This is a genomic window from Flavobacterium petrolei, from assembly GCF_003314435.2.
Lineage (GTDB): Bacteria > Bacteroidota > Bacteroidia > Flavobacteriales > Flavobacteriaceae > Flavobacterium > Flavobacterium petrolei.
Genome location: NZ_QNVY02000005.1, coordinates 212,038 through 226,761 on the forward strand (window position 1 = coordinate 212,038; position 14,724 = coordinate 226,761).

General features: G+C 34.6%; 14 protein-coding genes. 2 read left to right on the forward strand and 12 right to left on the reverse strand.

What is annotated here, in order from left to right; translation table 11 throughout:
- Window positions 1-154 precede the first annotated feature (154 nt).
- Window positions 155-988, reverse strand: a complete 834-nt coding sequence (locus DR871_RS14315) for a DUF2971 domain-containing protein (RefSeq protein ID WP_165355345.1) — start codon at window positions 986-988, stop codon at window positions 155-157.
- A gap of 105 nt (window positions 989-1,093) precedes the next feature.
- Here DR871_RS14315 and DR871_RS14320 point away from each other — a divergent pair, with 105 nt between their 5' ends.
- Entirely contained in the window at window positions 1,094-1,435 is a 342-nt protein-coding gene (locus DR871_RS14320; protein WP_113666869.1) for a hypothetical protein, read from the forward strand.
- Between the two features lie 207 nt (window positions 1,436-1,642).
- On the opposite strand, the gene DR871_RS14325 is transcribed toward DR871_RS14320, so the two are convergent.
- From DR871_RS14325 to truA, 10 genes are all read right to left on the reverse strand, one after another.
- A complete protein-coding gene (locus tag DR871_RS14325) occupies window positions 1,643-2,158 on the reverse strand; it encodes a hypothetical protein (protein WP_113666870.1) in 516 nt (171 codons plus the stop codon).
- Between the two features lie 162 nt (window positions 2,159-2,320).
- Complete coding sequence (locus tag DR871_RS14330) at window positions 2,321-3,178, reverse strand: hypothetical protein (RefSeq protein WP_113666871.1); 858 nt, start codon at window positions 3,176-3,178, stop codon at window positions 2,321-2,323.
- A gap of 16 nt (window positions 3,179-3,194) precedes the next feature.
- Window positions 3,195-3,545, reverse strand: coding sequence for a hypothetical protein (locus DR871_RS14335; protein WP_113666872.1), 351 nt, complete (start codon window positions 3,543-3,545; stop codon window positions 3,195-3,197).
- 134 nt (window positions 3,546-3,679) lie between these two features.
- Complete coding sequence (locus DR871_RS14340) at window positions 3,680-4,723, reverse strand: tyrosine-type recombinase/integrase (RefSeq protein WP_113666873.1); 1,044 nt, start codon at window positions 4,721-4,723, stop codon at window positions 3,680-3,682.
- 289 nt (window positions 4,724-5,012) lie between these two features.
- Window positions 5,013-5,927, reverse strand: a complete 915-nt coding sequence (gene cysK / locus DR871_RS14345) for a cysteine synthase A (protein ID WP_113666874.1) — start codon at window positions 5,925-5,927, stop codon at window positions 5,013-5,015.
- Window positions 5,928-5,932: 5 nt separating this feature from the next.
- Window positions 5,933-6,769, reverse strand: a complete 837-nt coding sequence (locus tag DR871_RS14350) for a serine O-acetyltransferase (RefSeq protein ID WP_113666875.1) — start codon at window positions 6,767-6,769, stop codon at window positions 5,933-5,935.
- A 199-nt stretch (window positions 6,770-6,968) separates the two neighbouring features.
- Window positions 6,969-7,754 (reverse strand): hypothetical protein, encoded by a 786-nt coding sequence (locus tag DR871_RS14355; RefSeq protein ID WP_113666876.1) that lies wholly within the window; start codon window positions 7,752-7,754, stop codon window positions 6,969-6,971.
- Between the two features lie 248 nt (window positions 7,755-8,002).
- On the reverse strand, window positions 8,003-9,391 hold the full coding sequence (gene lpdA, locus DR871_RS14360) for a dihydrolipoyl dehydrogenase (RefSeq protein WP_113666877.1): 1,389 nt from the start codon (window positions 9,389-9,391) through the stop codon (window positions 8,003-8,005).
- Between the two features lie 273 nt (window positions 9,392-9,664).
- Window positions 9,665-11,419, reverse strand: a complete 1,755-nt coding sequence (locus DR871_RS14365; RefSeq protein ID WP_113633287.1) for an ABC transporter ATP-binding protein — start codon at window positions 11,417-11,419, stop codon at window positions 9,665-9,667.
- 63 nt (window positions 11,420-11,482) lie between these two features.
- Window positions 11,483-12,217: a tRNA pseudouridine(38-40) synthase TruA gene (gene truA / locus DR871_RS14370; RefSeq protein ID WP_113666878.1), complete on the reverse strand. Its 735-nt coding sequence runs from the start codon at window positions 12,215-12,217 to the stop codon at window positions 11,483-11,485.
- Between the two features lie 293 nt (window positions 12,218-12,510).
- Between truA and DR871_RS14375 the strand changes: the two genes are divergently transcribed.
- Window positions 12,511-13,008, forward strand: coding sequence for a metallophosphoesterase family protein (locus DR871_RS14375; protein WP_113666879.1), 498 nt, complete (start codon window positions 12,511-12,513; stop codon window positions 13,006-13,008).
- On the opposite strand, the gene DR871_RS14380 is transcribed toward DR871_RS14375, so the two are convergent.
- Window positions 12,983-14,710 (reverse strand): tetratricopeptide repeat-containing sensor histidine kinase, encoded by a 1,728-nt coding sequence (locus DR871_RS14380; RefSeq protein WP_113666880.1) that lies wholly within the window; start codon window positions 14,708-14,710, stop codon window positions 12,983-12,985. The genes DR871_RS14375 and DR871_RS14380 overlap by 26 nt on opposite strands.
- Window positions 14,711-14,724: the final 14 nt, after the last annotated feature.

A 14,724-nucleotide genomic window follows, 5' to 3' on the forward strand; every position in this document is an offset into this window, starting at 1 on the left:
ATGTTAGAAAAAAGAGGTTTTTTCACAGCCTGACGTTCTGGCACTACAGCGGGTATGGGACTAAATTAAGCCCATTATTCGGATTTGCCAAATCATTCCAAATACAAGACCATTTTTCCATTAAGCCAAATGCCCAAATCCGTTGTAGTGGCTGTTAGTGGCTGTATTTTTCTCTTTCCATATCATATTTCTCTTCCGATATTTTGCATTTATAAAGCTCTATATCATTTTCGAAACAAAATTTTTTGACTTTTTCTAATTCGTCATTTGGAAAATTTACACCGACTATTATTTCTTTAATTAAAGTATGTGGCACTTTATAAAGACAAATGTCATATGGTTTGCTTGATATTACTTTATTCGCTTGTCTAAGCATAACTAAAAGTCTCTCTTCTTCTTCGTATTCCCAATCTTTGGATTTTGATAATACAACTTGAAAGTCAATTGAAACGCCTTTTTCAAGTGGAACTTTAATTCTTGCATCACTATAAATTACAGGCATAAATATTTTTTCTACGTTTGCTATTTTCCTATATTGACTAAAGTAAGGATCTTGTGAATTAAAACCAATGCAAAGGCCTTTATGTGAATTTGTGTAATGTGCCCACATTAACGTACTATCCCATCTTCTTGTCAAAGAAAGAATACCTAAATGGGTGTTGAGATTTTTAACGGCGTTTTCAAGAAAGTGTGTTTTTACATTTCCGTCTTCATTATTTTTCAACTTATTAACTTGCGTTTTATATTCTCGTAGTTGAACGTTTTTCAACTCGGACTTTTTAGATTTTTCAAGTTTAGATTTTTCAATCAATGCAATGTTTTCAGTGTAGATTTTTTTAAGTATTTCAAGAAAATCATCTATCGTAGGTATGGCAGGCAGAAATTCAAAAGGATCATTTAATTCGGCAGGTTGAGTTATTCTTAGAAGCTCATCATCTAAATATGTTATTCGTTCTTTTGGTAAAAATTTATATACAATTTCTGTCATAAGTTGTTTTTTCTGCGTTAATATAGCCACTAACATTCTCTTGCTAAGCGAGGTTCTGGGAAAAATAAAAAACAGATTTTCGATTAATAACTAATACCAACAAAAATGAAACAGACTTTAAATACAGAAACCAAACCCGAATCTTGTTTAGCAAGTGTTATGCGTTGTTGTTCTTTCTGCCAACATTTTCAGCACGAAGAAGTTGGAGATAGTGATTACGGTGGTGTTTATGCAGAGGAAGCAACTTGCTCAAAATACTTTGATACAGACCAAGAAACAGAAGAAGATATTCCTGATTTTGACAGAAATATAAAACGTGAATGTTGTGATTTAGACTTCTGGAAAGTTCTTGATAAAGATAACGACCTAATTGACTTATTAAATTCCGAAGGTGGAGAAATGGATAAAGCTTATGATTTATTCAAGGCTCGTTACAATAACGCATAACGTTCCCGCGCTACAAGCAGGATGGGATAAAGTATGCCTTGTGCTTTGGGTTATGACTAATTTTAAAAGTACAAACCCATATTTAAATTAATAACCATTACCCATCTTGATTGTAACGTGTGTTACCAGATGGTTTTATTGTCGGTTTAGCTTCCGCACCGTTTAATTCGGAAGTAATTTTAAAATTATATTTTATGTTTAAAGATATTATTTACCTTTTTCAGGATTGGGAGGAATTGAAGAACTGTCCTTTTTTCGGCTTAAAATTAAAGTACGCAATTTGGATAATTCCGATTCCATTTCTTCTTTGGTTATCTGTTTTGACTTTACATTTTCTTCTTTGGTTAGATTTTTTATAATATCATATCCACTATATAAACCACCAAATATGCCAAATACGAATAAAAACCAAAAAGTTTTAACTTGCCAATCTGAAAGTTTAGAATCATTGTGTAATTTTTTACGTACTGCTTCTTTATCTTTAAATTCTTGTTTAACATCTGATTCTAAAGTGCTTAATGTAGATTTACCTAATTCCGTTAATTTAGTATGTGTTTGTGCATCTAGTAATGAATTCCTAACAGATTCAGAATTTATTTCATTATATTTTCTCCATCCAATTTCATCTTTTATTAATTCAAAAAAATCATCACGATTAAGTTTTTTAGATTCACTTTCTAACTTTCTTTTTAAGAATATTATTTTTAATTCTTTATCGTTCATATTTTCTGTTTTTCGGTTCTCTAAACTATCTGGTAACGTCCCGCTGCTTTGAGATGGCTGGAAATTCGTAACCGCTCAATTTTCGGCTTAACGAAAGCTTGATGCGAAACGGTAATTCCACTAAACTCCAGCTAGCTCAAAACAGCTGTTAGGCACTGGCTTTTATTCAAAATTGATTTTTCTTTGGTCATCAGTTTTTGACTTATGGTCAATCACTTTGTCGATTACATAACTATTTTGGTCTATAATGTAAGTTTGTAAACTTTCATCAAAATTTCGTTTTCTTGACAATATTACTTTTAACGCATCTCCTTTTCTGAAAGCTTCATTATTAAGTTTATTAATAAAATTAGGATCTTTAATTGAAGCTTTAATTAAGTAACCTCTGAAAATGAAAGCCCATTTTGCTTGTCCTTCAAAATGAATTGTTTTTATAATTAGTGTTGCTTCATCTGTTAAAACATCAGATTGAGGAATTGTCTCTAATTCAGTAACTGAAAGACTTTTAATTAGATTAGTAAATTCAGATTTTGGAATATTTATTATTTCACTTTCTTTATGCTCAATTTTTAAGTTTGTAACGTTTTCGTCGTTATTTACGATGATAAAAGTTTGTTGAATTTTTTGTTGTGCTGCCGAATTATTATAAATATTATATACAATATTTGGTACATCTTTATCTTTTATTTCTTTTTGCTCAAGAATCATTTTTATTTCTTCTAAATCTTTTTTATTTCCAGAATTAGCAGAATAGATTGCTATTAGTCCTAATAATACACCGACGCTTAAATCTCCTAATTTATCTAAAATTAAGTCTTTATATTTTGACTTAATTTTTATTTTGAAACTACCATTTTCAGGAGGTGATACTTCAATTGTTAAATCATCTGATTTATAACCTAATTCGGTGTTGATTAAATAAAGTAAATCTTTATATTCATCAAGAAAGTCTGTCAGAGTTTCAATCTTGATGTTTCCATCTCCTCCAAATTTTATTGTTAATTGATTATTTTCCGCCATTCCCTTAATTTATTTCTTATTTTGTTAAATAATTTTCCCAAATTTCGGGAGTAGTGTTTTCTAAATTCTCAGTAATAAATTCAATGCCTGATATAGATAATTTTCCAATTTTCACAAAAGGAGCCCATTCTTGTTTCTTAATTAGATAATTTTTCACAAAATAGCTCGTCTTTATGTTATTGTCAATTTTTTGCTCAAAATGAGAGTCATCTAATGCAATATTTCCAAATGCTTTAGAATGTGTTATCATCCCGCCTAAAAAGAATACACCATCTTGTTCTTCAAAATAAACAATTGGATGATAAGATTCATCAATATTAGTTTTACTACCTCTTATGATATCACCTTTTGTGAAATGTATTGTCATTTTCTTCGGTTTTTTTTAAGCTTGTGCCTAACTAGTATATAGGCGCTACAAAGTAGCGCTTATACCTCTCATTTTGGGTGGATAGGCGCTACTGAGTAGCGTATTACTGTCAAATATACACTTTAATTATTATCTTACAAATCATCAAATGGACTTTTTATTTGTTGGATACTTTTGGTACTCACATGAGTATAAATTTCAGTTGTTTTACTACTATTATGACCCAGTAATTCTTGTATATAGCGCAGATCGGTTCCGCTTTCTAGTAAATGAGTGGCGTAACTGTGTCGCAACCAATGCAATGTAGCGGGTTTTGTAAGATGGACTTTATGTAATGCTTGTTTGAGAACTTGTTGTAAACTCCGGCTATCATAAGGGACACCGGCTACTTGACCTTCAAACAAATATTTTTTTGGTTTATATAAAGAGTAGTACTCTCTTAGCATATCTAGTATTTTAGGACTCAGAGGTACAATTCTATCTTTTTGACCTTTGGCATTTTTTAATAGTACAATATTCCTTTGTGAGTCAATATGAACAGGCTGTAATGCTAATAATTCGCCACAACGTAAGCCACAACTATAAATTAACGAAAGCATCATTTTGTGTTTGATATTGCTGTGGGCATCCAAGATTAATTTTATTTCTTCTTTGCTTAACACGTTGGGTAATAACTTGGCTCGTTTGGGACGGTGAATTTTATCTACTTCAATTTTGGTCTCTCTCACTGTCATAAAAAATAGCTTTATCGCATTAACCGTTTGGTTCTGATATGAAGCCGAAAGTTTATTCTTCAAGATATACTCATTGTTATAGATAATGACATCCTCGTTATTGATCGAAGCAACTGGTTTTTCTCGGTAGAAAACGAGGAAGGATTTCAATACTTCGCTATAGGTATTAATGGTGCTTTCGCTATAACGCTTGGAACGCATCCATTGTTTAAATTTTTCAATTTGTGTTATTGCCTCTGGCGAAGGGACTAAATTTGCAAGAGGTTCTATCTTGAAACGTTCCCTGTTTTCTAGTGTATCGGGGAGGTGCCAAACTGTTTTTTGCTGGCTCCAGCGTGCTCCTTCTAGTTGTTTTATACGAGCAATAAGGTCTTGGTTTTTTTCAAAATAAACGGCAATTCTATTTTCGTTATTGTGTTTTATCAGTTTTGCTGTCCAAGTCATATCGTGTTGATTTTGTGATTGAAAGATACTGATTTTTTACAAATAGTTTTATTACTGCTACAATCTTGTGGATTGAAGCTGTCTTGTAAAGGATGGTAGTGGAGCTCTTTATAGTTTTAACCCGAAGGGTAAAACTATAAAAGCGGGAACAAATAGCCAGACCTTGTTGCGGTACTAAACAAAGTGATTTATACAATAGCACTGCAGTATGGAAACGCCGAAAAAATCAATACCATAGAAAAAACCGACTTGTCTTCACAAATCGGTTAGTAGTAAAAGGGATTTTCGATTACACAAATAAGCCTTCGATGCTTAAATAGTGTTCTCCAGTATCGTAACAAAAAGTTAATACTTTTGCGTTTTCAGGGATATCGGATAGTTTTTTTGCCACGGCAGCTAGCGATGCTCCAGAGGATATCCCTATGAACATGCCTTCTTCTTTAGCTGCTCTTTGGGCGTATTCAAATGCTTCATCTTTGCTTACTTGGATGGTTCCGTCCAATAGATCCGTGTGCAAATTTGTAGGGATAAATCCTGCTCCAATTCCTTGAATAGGGTGGGGAGCCGGAGCGCCACCGCTGATGACGGGTGAGGCTTCAGGCTCTACAGCATACACTTTCAGGTTGGGGAAATGTTGCTTCAATATTTCGGCACAACCCGTGATGTGACCACCGGTTCCTACGCCGGTAATCAAATAATCCAGTCCGTCAGGGAATGCTTTTATAATTTCCTGCGCGGTGGTTGTCTTATGAATTTCGATATTGGCAGGATTTTCAAACTGAAGCGGTGACCAGGCATTTGGCATTTCGGCAACTAATTCCTGTGCTTTTTCCAGCGCGCCTTTCATTCCTTTTTCACGGGGCGTCAAAACAAATTCAGCACCATAAAGGCTCATGAGTCGGCGTCTTTCTATCGACATGGATTCTGGCATCACCAGTATTAATTTATAGCCTTTTACGGCGGCAACCATTGCCAGTCCAATTCCTGTATTTCCGGAAGTTGCTTCAATGATGATGCCTCCAGCTTTTAATAGTCCTTTGGTTTCGGCATCTTCAATCATGGCAAGAGCGATCCTGTCTTTGATACTAGCTCCGGGATTAGCACGTTCCAGTTTGATCCAAATATTGTGGTTGGCACCAAATAAGCGATTGATTTTTACGTGTGGCGTATTGCCTATTGTTTCGAGTATGTTGTTGTATTTCATAATATTTATATGGAGAAAAAATTAATATCTTTTATTTCCTGTTGATTCAAAACTGTATTTTTATTGGATTGCATGACAAATGAATACGGATTCATACTCTTGGTAATAAAGGTATTTCCGCCCACAATGCTGTGGTTACCTATAATGGTGCTTCCGCCTAAAATGGTGGCATTGGCATAAATAATCACATGATCTTCCACGGTAGGATGGCGTTTTTTTTCCTGCATGCTTTTCTCAACTTGCAACGCTCCCAATGTCACTCCTTGATAAATGCTGACATATTTCCCTATAATTGTGGTCTCGCCAATGACAATTCCGGTTCCATGATCAATCATAAACGGAACGTCAATGGTAGCACTCGGGTGAATGTCGATTCCGGTTTTGCTATGCGCATATTCGGTTAGAATTCGCGGCAACAAGCACGTAGTTCGGGAAGCAATTGCATTGGCAATACGATAGACTTCTATGGCAAAAAAACCGGGATAGGAATTGATAATTTCCTGAATGCAATCAGCTGCAGGATCTGTATCCAGAATAGCCTGAGCGTCTTTTTGCATCGAGTTATATAGTTCCGGAAGCGCGGTGTAAAATGATTCAGTGTCATCCAGAATTTCATTCGCTGTTTTGTCTTTTACAATCTCCGAGAGAATGGCGATGAAGTTGGCTTTGTTTTGGTCCAAAAGCAATTCGATTTGAATGGTTTCCAAAGCTTTTTCGGGGAATAATATTTTGAATAAATCATCAATCCAATTGATAATTTTAGAAGAATCAATGGCTCTTACCCAATTTTTATTTTGGTTTTCATGTAGTGTATTCGAAAAACGGTTGGTTTCAGTATTCATTTATAATGGAATAAAATCAGATTTAAACGAGAAAAAAGACTCGAAATACAAATATAGAGCAGAATTGAATAGGTTCATAACCCTGCTTTGTAAATAAATGTTAATATGTTAAATTCCCACATAATGGATCCTTTGTTTCGCAAATGCTAGTATAAAAAAAAACTAGTGGCGAAATTCAATAATAAGATTTCGCTGATGATTACTTAATGAAAATCCTGTTTTTTGAATTAATAACTTTACTATACATCGCATCAAATGTATACTGTTTTATAAAACCGGATATCTTTTTTAATTCATTGATTTGATGTAAAGTTGAACGTTTGATGGCGCGTGACATTCTAATTAGATTGTCAGTATTGTCATCAATTTCCATGGCTATTATGGATTGAATAATGTCTTTTTTCTTGATATGTCCGACCATTCCTTGCTCCGTAACGTCATTAAACTGTTGGAGTTTTTCTGCGATTCTCAAATTTTGAATGCCTTGATACGTATAATTTGGTTGTTTGTTTAAAAAGTTTTTCTTCAAATTCCGGATTAAAGAATCATTTATCCCATTAGATAAGCTAGCGGTTTCCACTTTTATAATCGAAAATTGAATAGCTGTATCTTTTTTGAAATGTAATATAGTATTTATACTTCTTCCACTGGTTACAACAGTTGAAAGGTGTTTTCTAAGCGTTAATTGGTGACCAGATATACCAAAGCTATGTTTGAATGTTCCCTCAGTGCAATACCCAAATACAATTGACGAGGCGCTGAAAGATTCCATACTTAGCGTTACATCATCTGCAAATGTCATGTTAACCTGAATAGAAGTAAAACCATTTATGAAGGTTACCGCGTCAATATTTCCCTTAATCAAATCAGTATCCAGTGCTAATTTAAATTCGTTATTGGTTGAATTTAAAACGCCATTAAAAGAAGTTTCAAGGTCACTAAAAACTTCATTTATTGTTCCGGCATTCAGATAAATATTTTTCATAAGACATCTATTTAAATAATTATTAAGAAAATGGATTTCGTTTACTTTACTATTTTAATTTATTCAAATTTCAGAATAAGTAATGCAATTTTTGTTATGTAATTCTATGTAAAACTTTCATAATTCTTATACCTAATTTATCTGTTAGTGAATGTATTAAGGGCATAAAAAAATCCGATTTGCGAAAGCAAATCGGATTACTATTATTTTGTAGAGACGCACTGCAGTGCGTCTTTACAATCTGAAATCTATAAGTGGATTACCTCACCATATGCATCAGCAACCGCTTCCATAACCGCTTCACTCATGGTTGGGTGCGGGTGAATTGATTTTAGAATTTCGTGTCCTGTAGTTTCCAGTTTACGCGCTACAACTGCCTCAGCAATCATATCTGTAACTCCGGCACCAATCATGTGACATCCTAACCATTCGCCGTATTTAGCATCAAAAATTACTTTTACAAAACCATCTGGAGTTCCAGACGCTTTTGCTTTTCCTGAAGCTGAGAACGGGAATTTACCAATTTTCAATTCGTATCCTTTTTCTTTAGCTTGTTTTTCAGTCAAACCTACAGAAGCAATTTCTGGAGTCGCATACGTACAACCCGGTACATTTCCGTAATCGATAGGTTCTACGTGTAGTCCTGCAATTTTCTCTACACAATTGATTCCTTCAGCAGAAGCTACGTGTGCTAATGCTTGTCCTGGCGTTACATCACCAATAGCGTAATATCCTGGAATGTTCGTTTGGTTGTAAGCGTTTACCAAAATTTTATCTTTGTCGGTAGCGATTCCTACTTCTTCTAATCCGATGTTTTCAATATTGGTTTTGATTCCAACAGCCGAAAGTAAAATCTCCGCTTCCAAAACTTCTTCCCCTTTTGCCGTTTTCACAAATGCTTTAACACCAGCTCCAGTTGTATCAATTCTCTCAACAGATGAGTTTGTCATGATTTTGATACCTGCTTTTTTCAAAGAACGCTCCATTTGTTTCGAAATATCCTCGTCTTCAACAGGAACTACATTTGGCATAAATTCTACGATAGTTACCTCAGTTCCCATAGAATTGTAGAAATGTGCAAATTCAACTCCAATCGCTCCAGAACCCACGATAATCATCGATTTTGGTTGTGTAGATAATGTCATTGCTTGTCTGTAACCAATTACTTTTACACCATCTTGAGGTAAGTTTGGCAACTCACGAGAACGTGCTCCAGTGGCAATAATGATATGATCCGCACTGTATTCCGTAACTTTATTGTCTTTGTCCGTAACATCAATTTTCTTTCCTGGTTTTAGTTTTCCAAATCCATCAATCACATCGATTTTATTTTTTTTCATCAGGAATTGAACACCTTTGCTCATTCCGTCAGCTACTGAACGGCTGCGTTGTACAACAGCAGGGAAGTCTTTATCAAAGGATGAAACAGTCAATCCGTAGTCAGAAGCGTGTTTTAGATAATCAAAAACCTGAGCTGATTTTAGTAACGCTTTTGTTGGGATACATCCCCAGTTCAAACATACACCACCTAAGTTTTCTTTTTCTATTACGGCTACTTTAAAGCCTAATTGTGATGCTCTAATAGCTGTAACATAACCACCTGGACCACTTCCTAAAACTATAATATCGTATTTCATTTTGTGCTTGTTTATTTGTTATTTGTACAAAATGCAGTCGGCAATGCCTCATGTCATTTCAAAGTTTTTTATTTGTTTTTTATTGGTAAAATGAATTCGTAAAAATTCATTTCATTTTGTGTGTTTTTATTTTTTTTTATTGATTGGGCGAATTTAAGGATTTATTCTGTTTTGAGAAAGTTTCAAAGTAATAAAGTGGCAAACTAACCAATTTTCAGAAATTTACGATCCTCAAACTCTTTAATAAATCTTTGTGCCCTTCGCGGTTAAAAACTAATTCGCTACTGAAAACTGTGAATCATACAAATTCTTGTAATAACCACTTTCACGGTTAATTAATTCCTGATGTGTTCCTTGCTCTACGATTAAACCTTTATCCATTACCACAATTTTATCAGCATTGACAATCGTTGCCAAGCGGTGCGCAATAACAATTGATGTTCTCCCTTTAGTAATCGTTTCCGTAGCGCGCTGAATCAATTCTTCGGAATACGTGTCTATTGATGAAGTGGCTTCGTCCAAAATCAAAATACTTGGATTACTCACATACGCTCTCAAGAAAGCAATCAACTGGCGCTGACCGGAAGAAAGCATAACGCCGCGTTCCTTCACATCAAAATCATAATTATCTGGTAAACTCATGATGAATTCGTGTACGCCAATTTTTTTGGCTGCAGCCAAAACTTGTTCCCGACTAATTTCAGAATTATTCAAGGTGATGTTGTTGAAAATAGTATCTGCAAAAAGGAAAACATCCTGTAAAACAACCGCAATTTGTTTGCGTAAAGAATCCAAAGTGTAGTTCTCAATATTGTGATTGTCAATATAAATAGAACCGCTGTTGATTTCGTAAAAACGATTCAGCAAGTTAATTATCGTAGATTTTCCGGCACCGGTAGAGCCTACAATGGCAATGGTTTGACCGGCACTCACTTCTAAATCGATTCCTTTTATTACTTCTTCATCCGGAATATATCCAAAACGAACTTTTTTGAACTTGATATCTCCTTTAAAAATCGGAGCTTCGATAGTTCCGGTATCCTGAATTTGATCTTCGGTATCCAAAATATCAAAAACACGGTTCGCCGCAATCATTCCCAGTTGCATCTCGTTGAATTTATCCGCAATTTGACGCAACGGATTGAACAACATTCCGATGAACATGGTGTACGAAAATAAATCTCCAAAAGTGGTAAAATTATCGCCGTTTAATATCTTGATTCCTCCATATAACACAATAAAACCCAGCGTTAAAGACGAAATAATATCCGCAATAGGGAAGAAGATGGAGTTGTAAAGAATGGTTTTTATCCACGCTTTTTTATGCTTGTCGTTGATACTTTTGAATTTTTCGTACTCAATTTTTTCACGGTTAAAAAGTTGGACAATCTTCATTCCTGTTACCCGTTCCTGCACAAAGGAGTTCATATTAGCTATTTGGGTTCGCACTTCTTCGAAAGCCACTTGCATTTTCTTTTGGAAAATTCGGGTGAAGAAAACCAGAATTGGCATTGCCACAATCACAATCCAAGTCAAGGTCCAGTTCATGTAAAACATAAAAGCCAATACGACAACCATTTTCATTAAGTCACTAATAATCATGAATAATCCCTGACTGAAAATTCGGGCAATGGATTCAATATCCGAAACCGAACGCGTTACGAGTTGACCCACAGGAACGTGATCAAAATATTTCATTCGGAAACTTAGAATGTGTTGAAACAGTTTTGTTCGAATGTCTTTAACAATGTCTTGACCGAGCCAGTTCGCCCAATAGACGAAGTAAAACTGAGAGAATACCTCCAGTAAAAGCACAATTCCCATCAGGATGACATACATTAATAATCCCTGTTGGTCTTGGGTTGCAATATAACCATCTACGGTTTGTTTCAATAAATACGGACGTAACGCCGCAAAAATTGATAGTGAAATGGCGAAAATAATTACACCATTAAAACGCCATTGATAGGGTTTGGTGAATTTTAATATTCGTTTGAATAATCGGGTATCAAATGCTTTTGCTTTCATATTTTTTCTTTAAGCCTTATGCTTTAGGCTTTAGGCATAATGCGTAAAGCTTACAGCCTGAAGCTATAAATAATCGTATTCTATTTTGGTTAAATACAAACCATGCGCCGGAACCGAAAAACCAGCTTTATCTCGGTTTTTACTTTCTATAATGGCAGTAAAATCAGCTAATGTAATTTTGTGTAATCCTATGTTTACCAATGTTCCCACAATGGCCCGTACCATATTGCGCAAGAAACGATTGGCCGAAATAGTAAAAATCAGGTTGCCGTTTTCTTGCTTCCAATTGGCTTCAAAAATCGTGCAGTCAAATGTATTTACATCCGTATTTACTTTTGAAAAACACTGAAAATCAGTGTGGTTGAATAGTATTTGCGCCGCTTCATTCATCAAATCTATGTCTAATTTTTGATGGAAATACCAACTTTGTTCTTGCGAGAAAACATCTTTGAACGTGTTGATGTGGTATTCATAGGTTCTTTTTGTAGCATCAAAACGAGTGTGCGCTTCATTGTGAACCGGTATAATGTCATAAATAACAATGTCTTTGGGTAAATAAGAGTTGAGTTTGTGCACTAAACTGGGAATATCCAACGGGTTTTCAAAATCGAAATGAGCATACATCTCTTTCGCATGAACTCCGGTATCTGTTCTTCCGGCTCCCATAAGATTGATGGTTGTATTCAATAGCACAGAAAACGCTTTGTTCATTGTTTCCTGGACAGAAGCAGCATTGGGTTGGTATTGCCAGCCGTGATAATGGGTTCCGTTGTATGCTAATTTGATGAAATATCTCAAGTGAATTTTTTTGAAGCCACAAAGATACTTATTAATTTTTTTGCCACGAAGTCGCCAAGGCGCAAAGTTTGTTAAGTTTCAATTTGATTTTTTATTTGGATTCCGAATGTTTAATTTTACCACAAAATCCTAGCCCTGATTACTTCACTAGACTTTTATTTTCGTAGGAGTTCTGTGAATATAAACATTTAAAGTGAAAATCCTTTATTGTTTTGCTGCCAAAATAATAAAGATTGTAACGGATAGCAGGATCTTGCTCCAGATTACTTCTACCTCGTAATGATACTATAAATATGAAAAAAATACTTCTGCTTTCCGATACACACAGTCACATTGACGATACGATTTTGAAATATGTCGCTCAGGCTGACGAGGTTTGGCATGCGGGCGATATAGGTGATTTGGCTGTTACAGATGCGATAAAAAAGCTAAAACCGTTGCGTTGCGTGTATGGAAATATTGACGATGCTATAGCCAGACTGGAATTTCCGTTGCACAACCGTTTTATGTGTGAAGGAGTGGATGTTTGGATCACGCATATTGGCGGTTATCCGGGAAAATACAATCCGAATATTAAAGCAGAGATGGAATCAAATCCTCCAAAATTATTTATTTGCGGACATTCTCATATCCTGAAAGTTATTTTTGATAAAAAATATAATTTATTACACATGAATCCCGGAGCGGCAGGGAAAAGTGGTTTTCACCAAGTGCGCAGCATGTTGCGATTTGTCATTGAAGGTGATAAAATTAAGGATATGGAAATTATTGAGATGGAAAAACGGGTGTAGTTGCCTTTTTTTGATACGTTATTGGGACTTCAATTGTAATGATTGTTCCAGCGTTTACTTTTGAGTTCAAGTGAATATTTCCTTTTAAATTATTGATCCGAGCTTTTATTTGGTTTAAACCAAAACCTTCCAGAACATGAAATCTACTGGAATCAAAACCTTTTCCATTATCCCTAAGGATGATTTTCAGCAGTCCGTTATTTTCATTTATACTTAATTTAGATTGACTTGCATCACTATGTTTTATGATGTTGTTGAGAAGTTCCATGATGATAAAATAAATTTTCATTTCAAAATCTTCATCATAACGCGTTTTTCTGTTGATAGAACTGGCGTATTCAAAGTGCAGAATCGAATTAGAATTTTTTTCACACAAATCATCCAAAGCATCAAATAATCCAAATCGTGCCAAAAGTGAAGGCATCAGTTCGTGTGACAAATCCCGAACCTGATCGTGCGCTTCTTCCAGTATTGCTTTGGTTTTCATTATTTCTTGCGAATAAGTCTGGTTTTGTGACGTGTATGCATGTAAATGTAATCCTGCCGATGACAGTAAAGCGCTGATATTATCATGTAAAAAAGCTGCGATTTTTTTGCGTTCTAATTCTTGACCGTTTATAGACGCATTAATCATGTTTTCCTGAGCTTTACTGCGCAAATCTTTTAGTTTATTTTTTTGTTTTAGTTGCGCATTTTGGGAATAAAGGTAAAAAAGCAGGAACAATAGTAATAGAATTGCACTTAATATAATAACAATTTTCTTGTTTCTGGATTGCTCTTGTAACAATACAGATTCTTTGCTTTTAAACTCACTCTCTATTTTGTCAATTTCTCGTTTGTATTCGTCTATTTCAAGATTTATACCGGCAACATTGGCTTTGTTGAGTTTTTCTTCATTGTTTAATTCATCCGTTATAGCATTAAAAAGAGCGAGATTTTTATAAGCATTTTTATAATCTCCATTTTTTAGTAAAAACTTGGAAAACTCATGATGTGAATATGACAAATCCGATTTTTCGTTTCCTTCATTTCCAAGTTTTATTGCATTTTCAAAAAAGAAGGTTGCTTTTTCAGGCTCATTTTTATAATTATAATACATTCCATTGAGCATGTTTAGTGCAACAATAGTAGAGGTGTCGCCATGTTTTTTATGATGTTCATTGATATATTTCAGGTAGGGAAGTCCTTCGTCATAACGGCCAATATCAAAATATGCCCATGTCAAATTGAGTTTTGTGAAAACTATTTGCGCAGAGTCCTTGATTCTGGTGCTGTATTCTAGCGATTTTTTATAGTAGTAAATTCCTTTTTCATATTGCTTTTTGTCAAAGCAATAAATATTACCTAAATTATTGTTGAGCCAGTTTTTTAAGACATCATTATTGGTTTTGTTGGCATAGGTCAAACCTTTTTTATAATAATAAAATGCTTTGTCAAATTCCGATAACTGATCAAAATTTGCAGCAATAGTGTTATAAGAACCTGCAATCAGATTGTTGTCTTTTAGGCGAATAGCTTGACTTAAAGCAAGTCTTGATTTTATTAGTGATTTTTCGTAACTACCATCTTTCATCAGTAGAATTGCCTCGTTAGAAAGTTTGGTGACTTCTTCTTTTGTAGGCTTTTTTTTGTGTGCAAATACTGTGTTAATGGAACAGCTAAGTAATACAAGCAGTACGATAATAATTTGTCTGTATGACATAGATGCGTTGATTT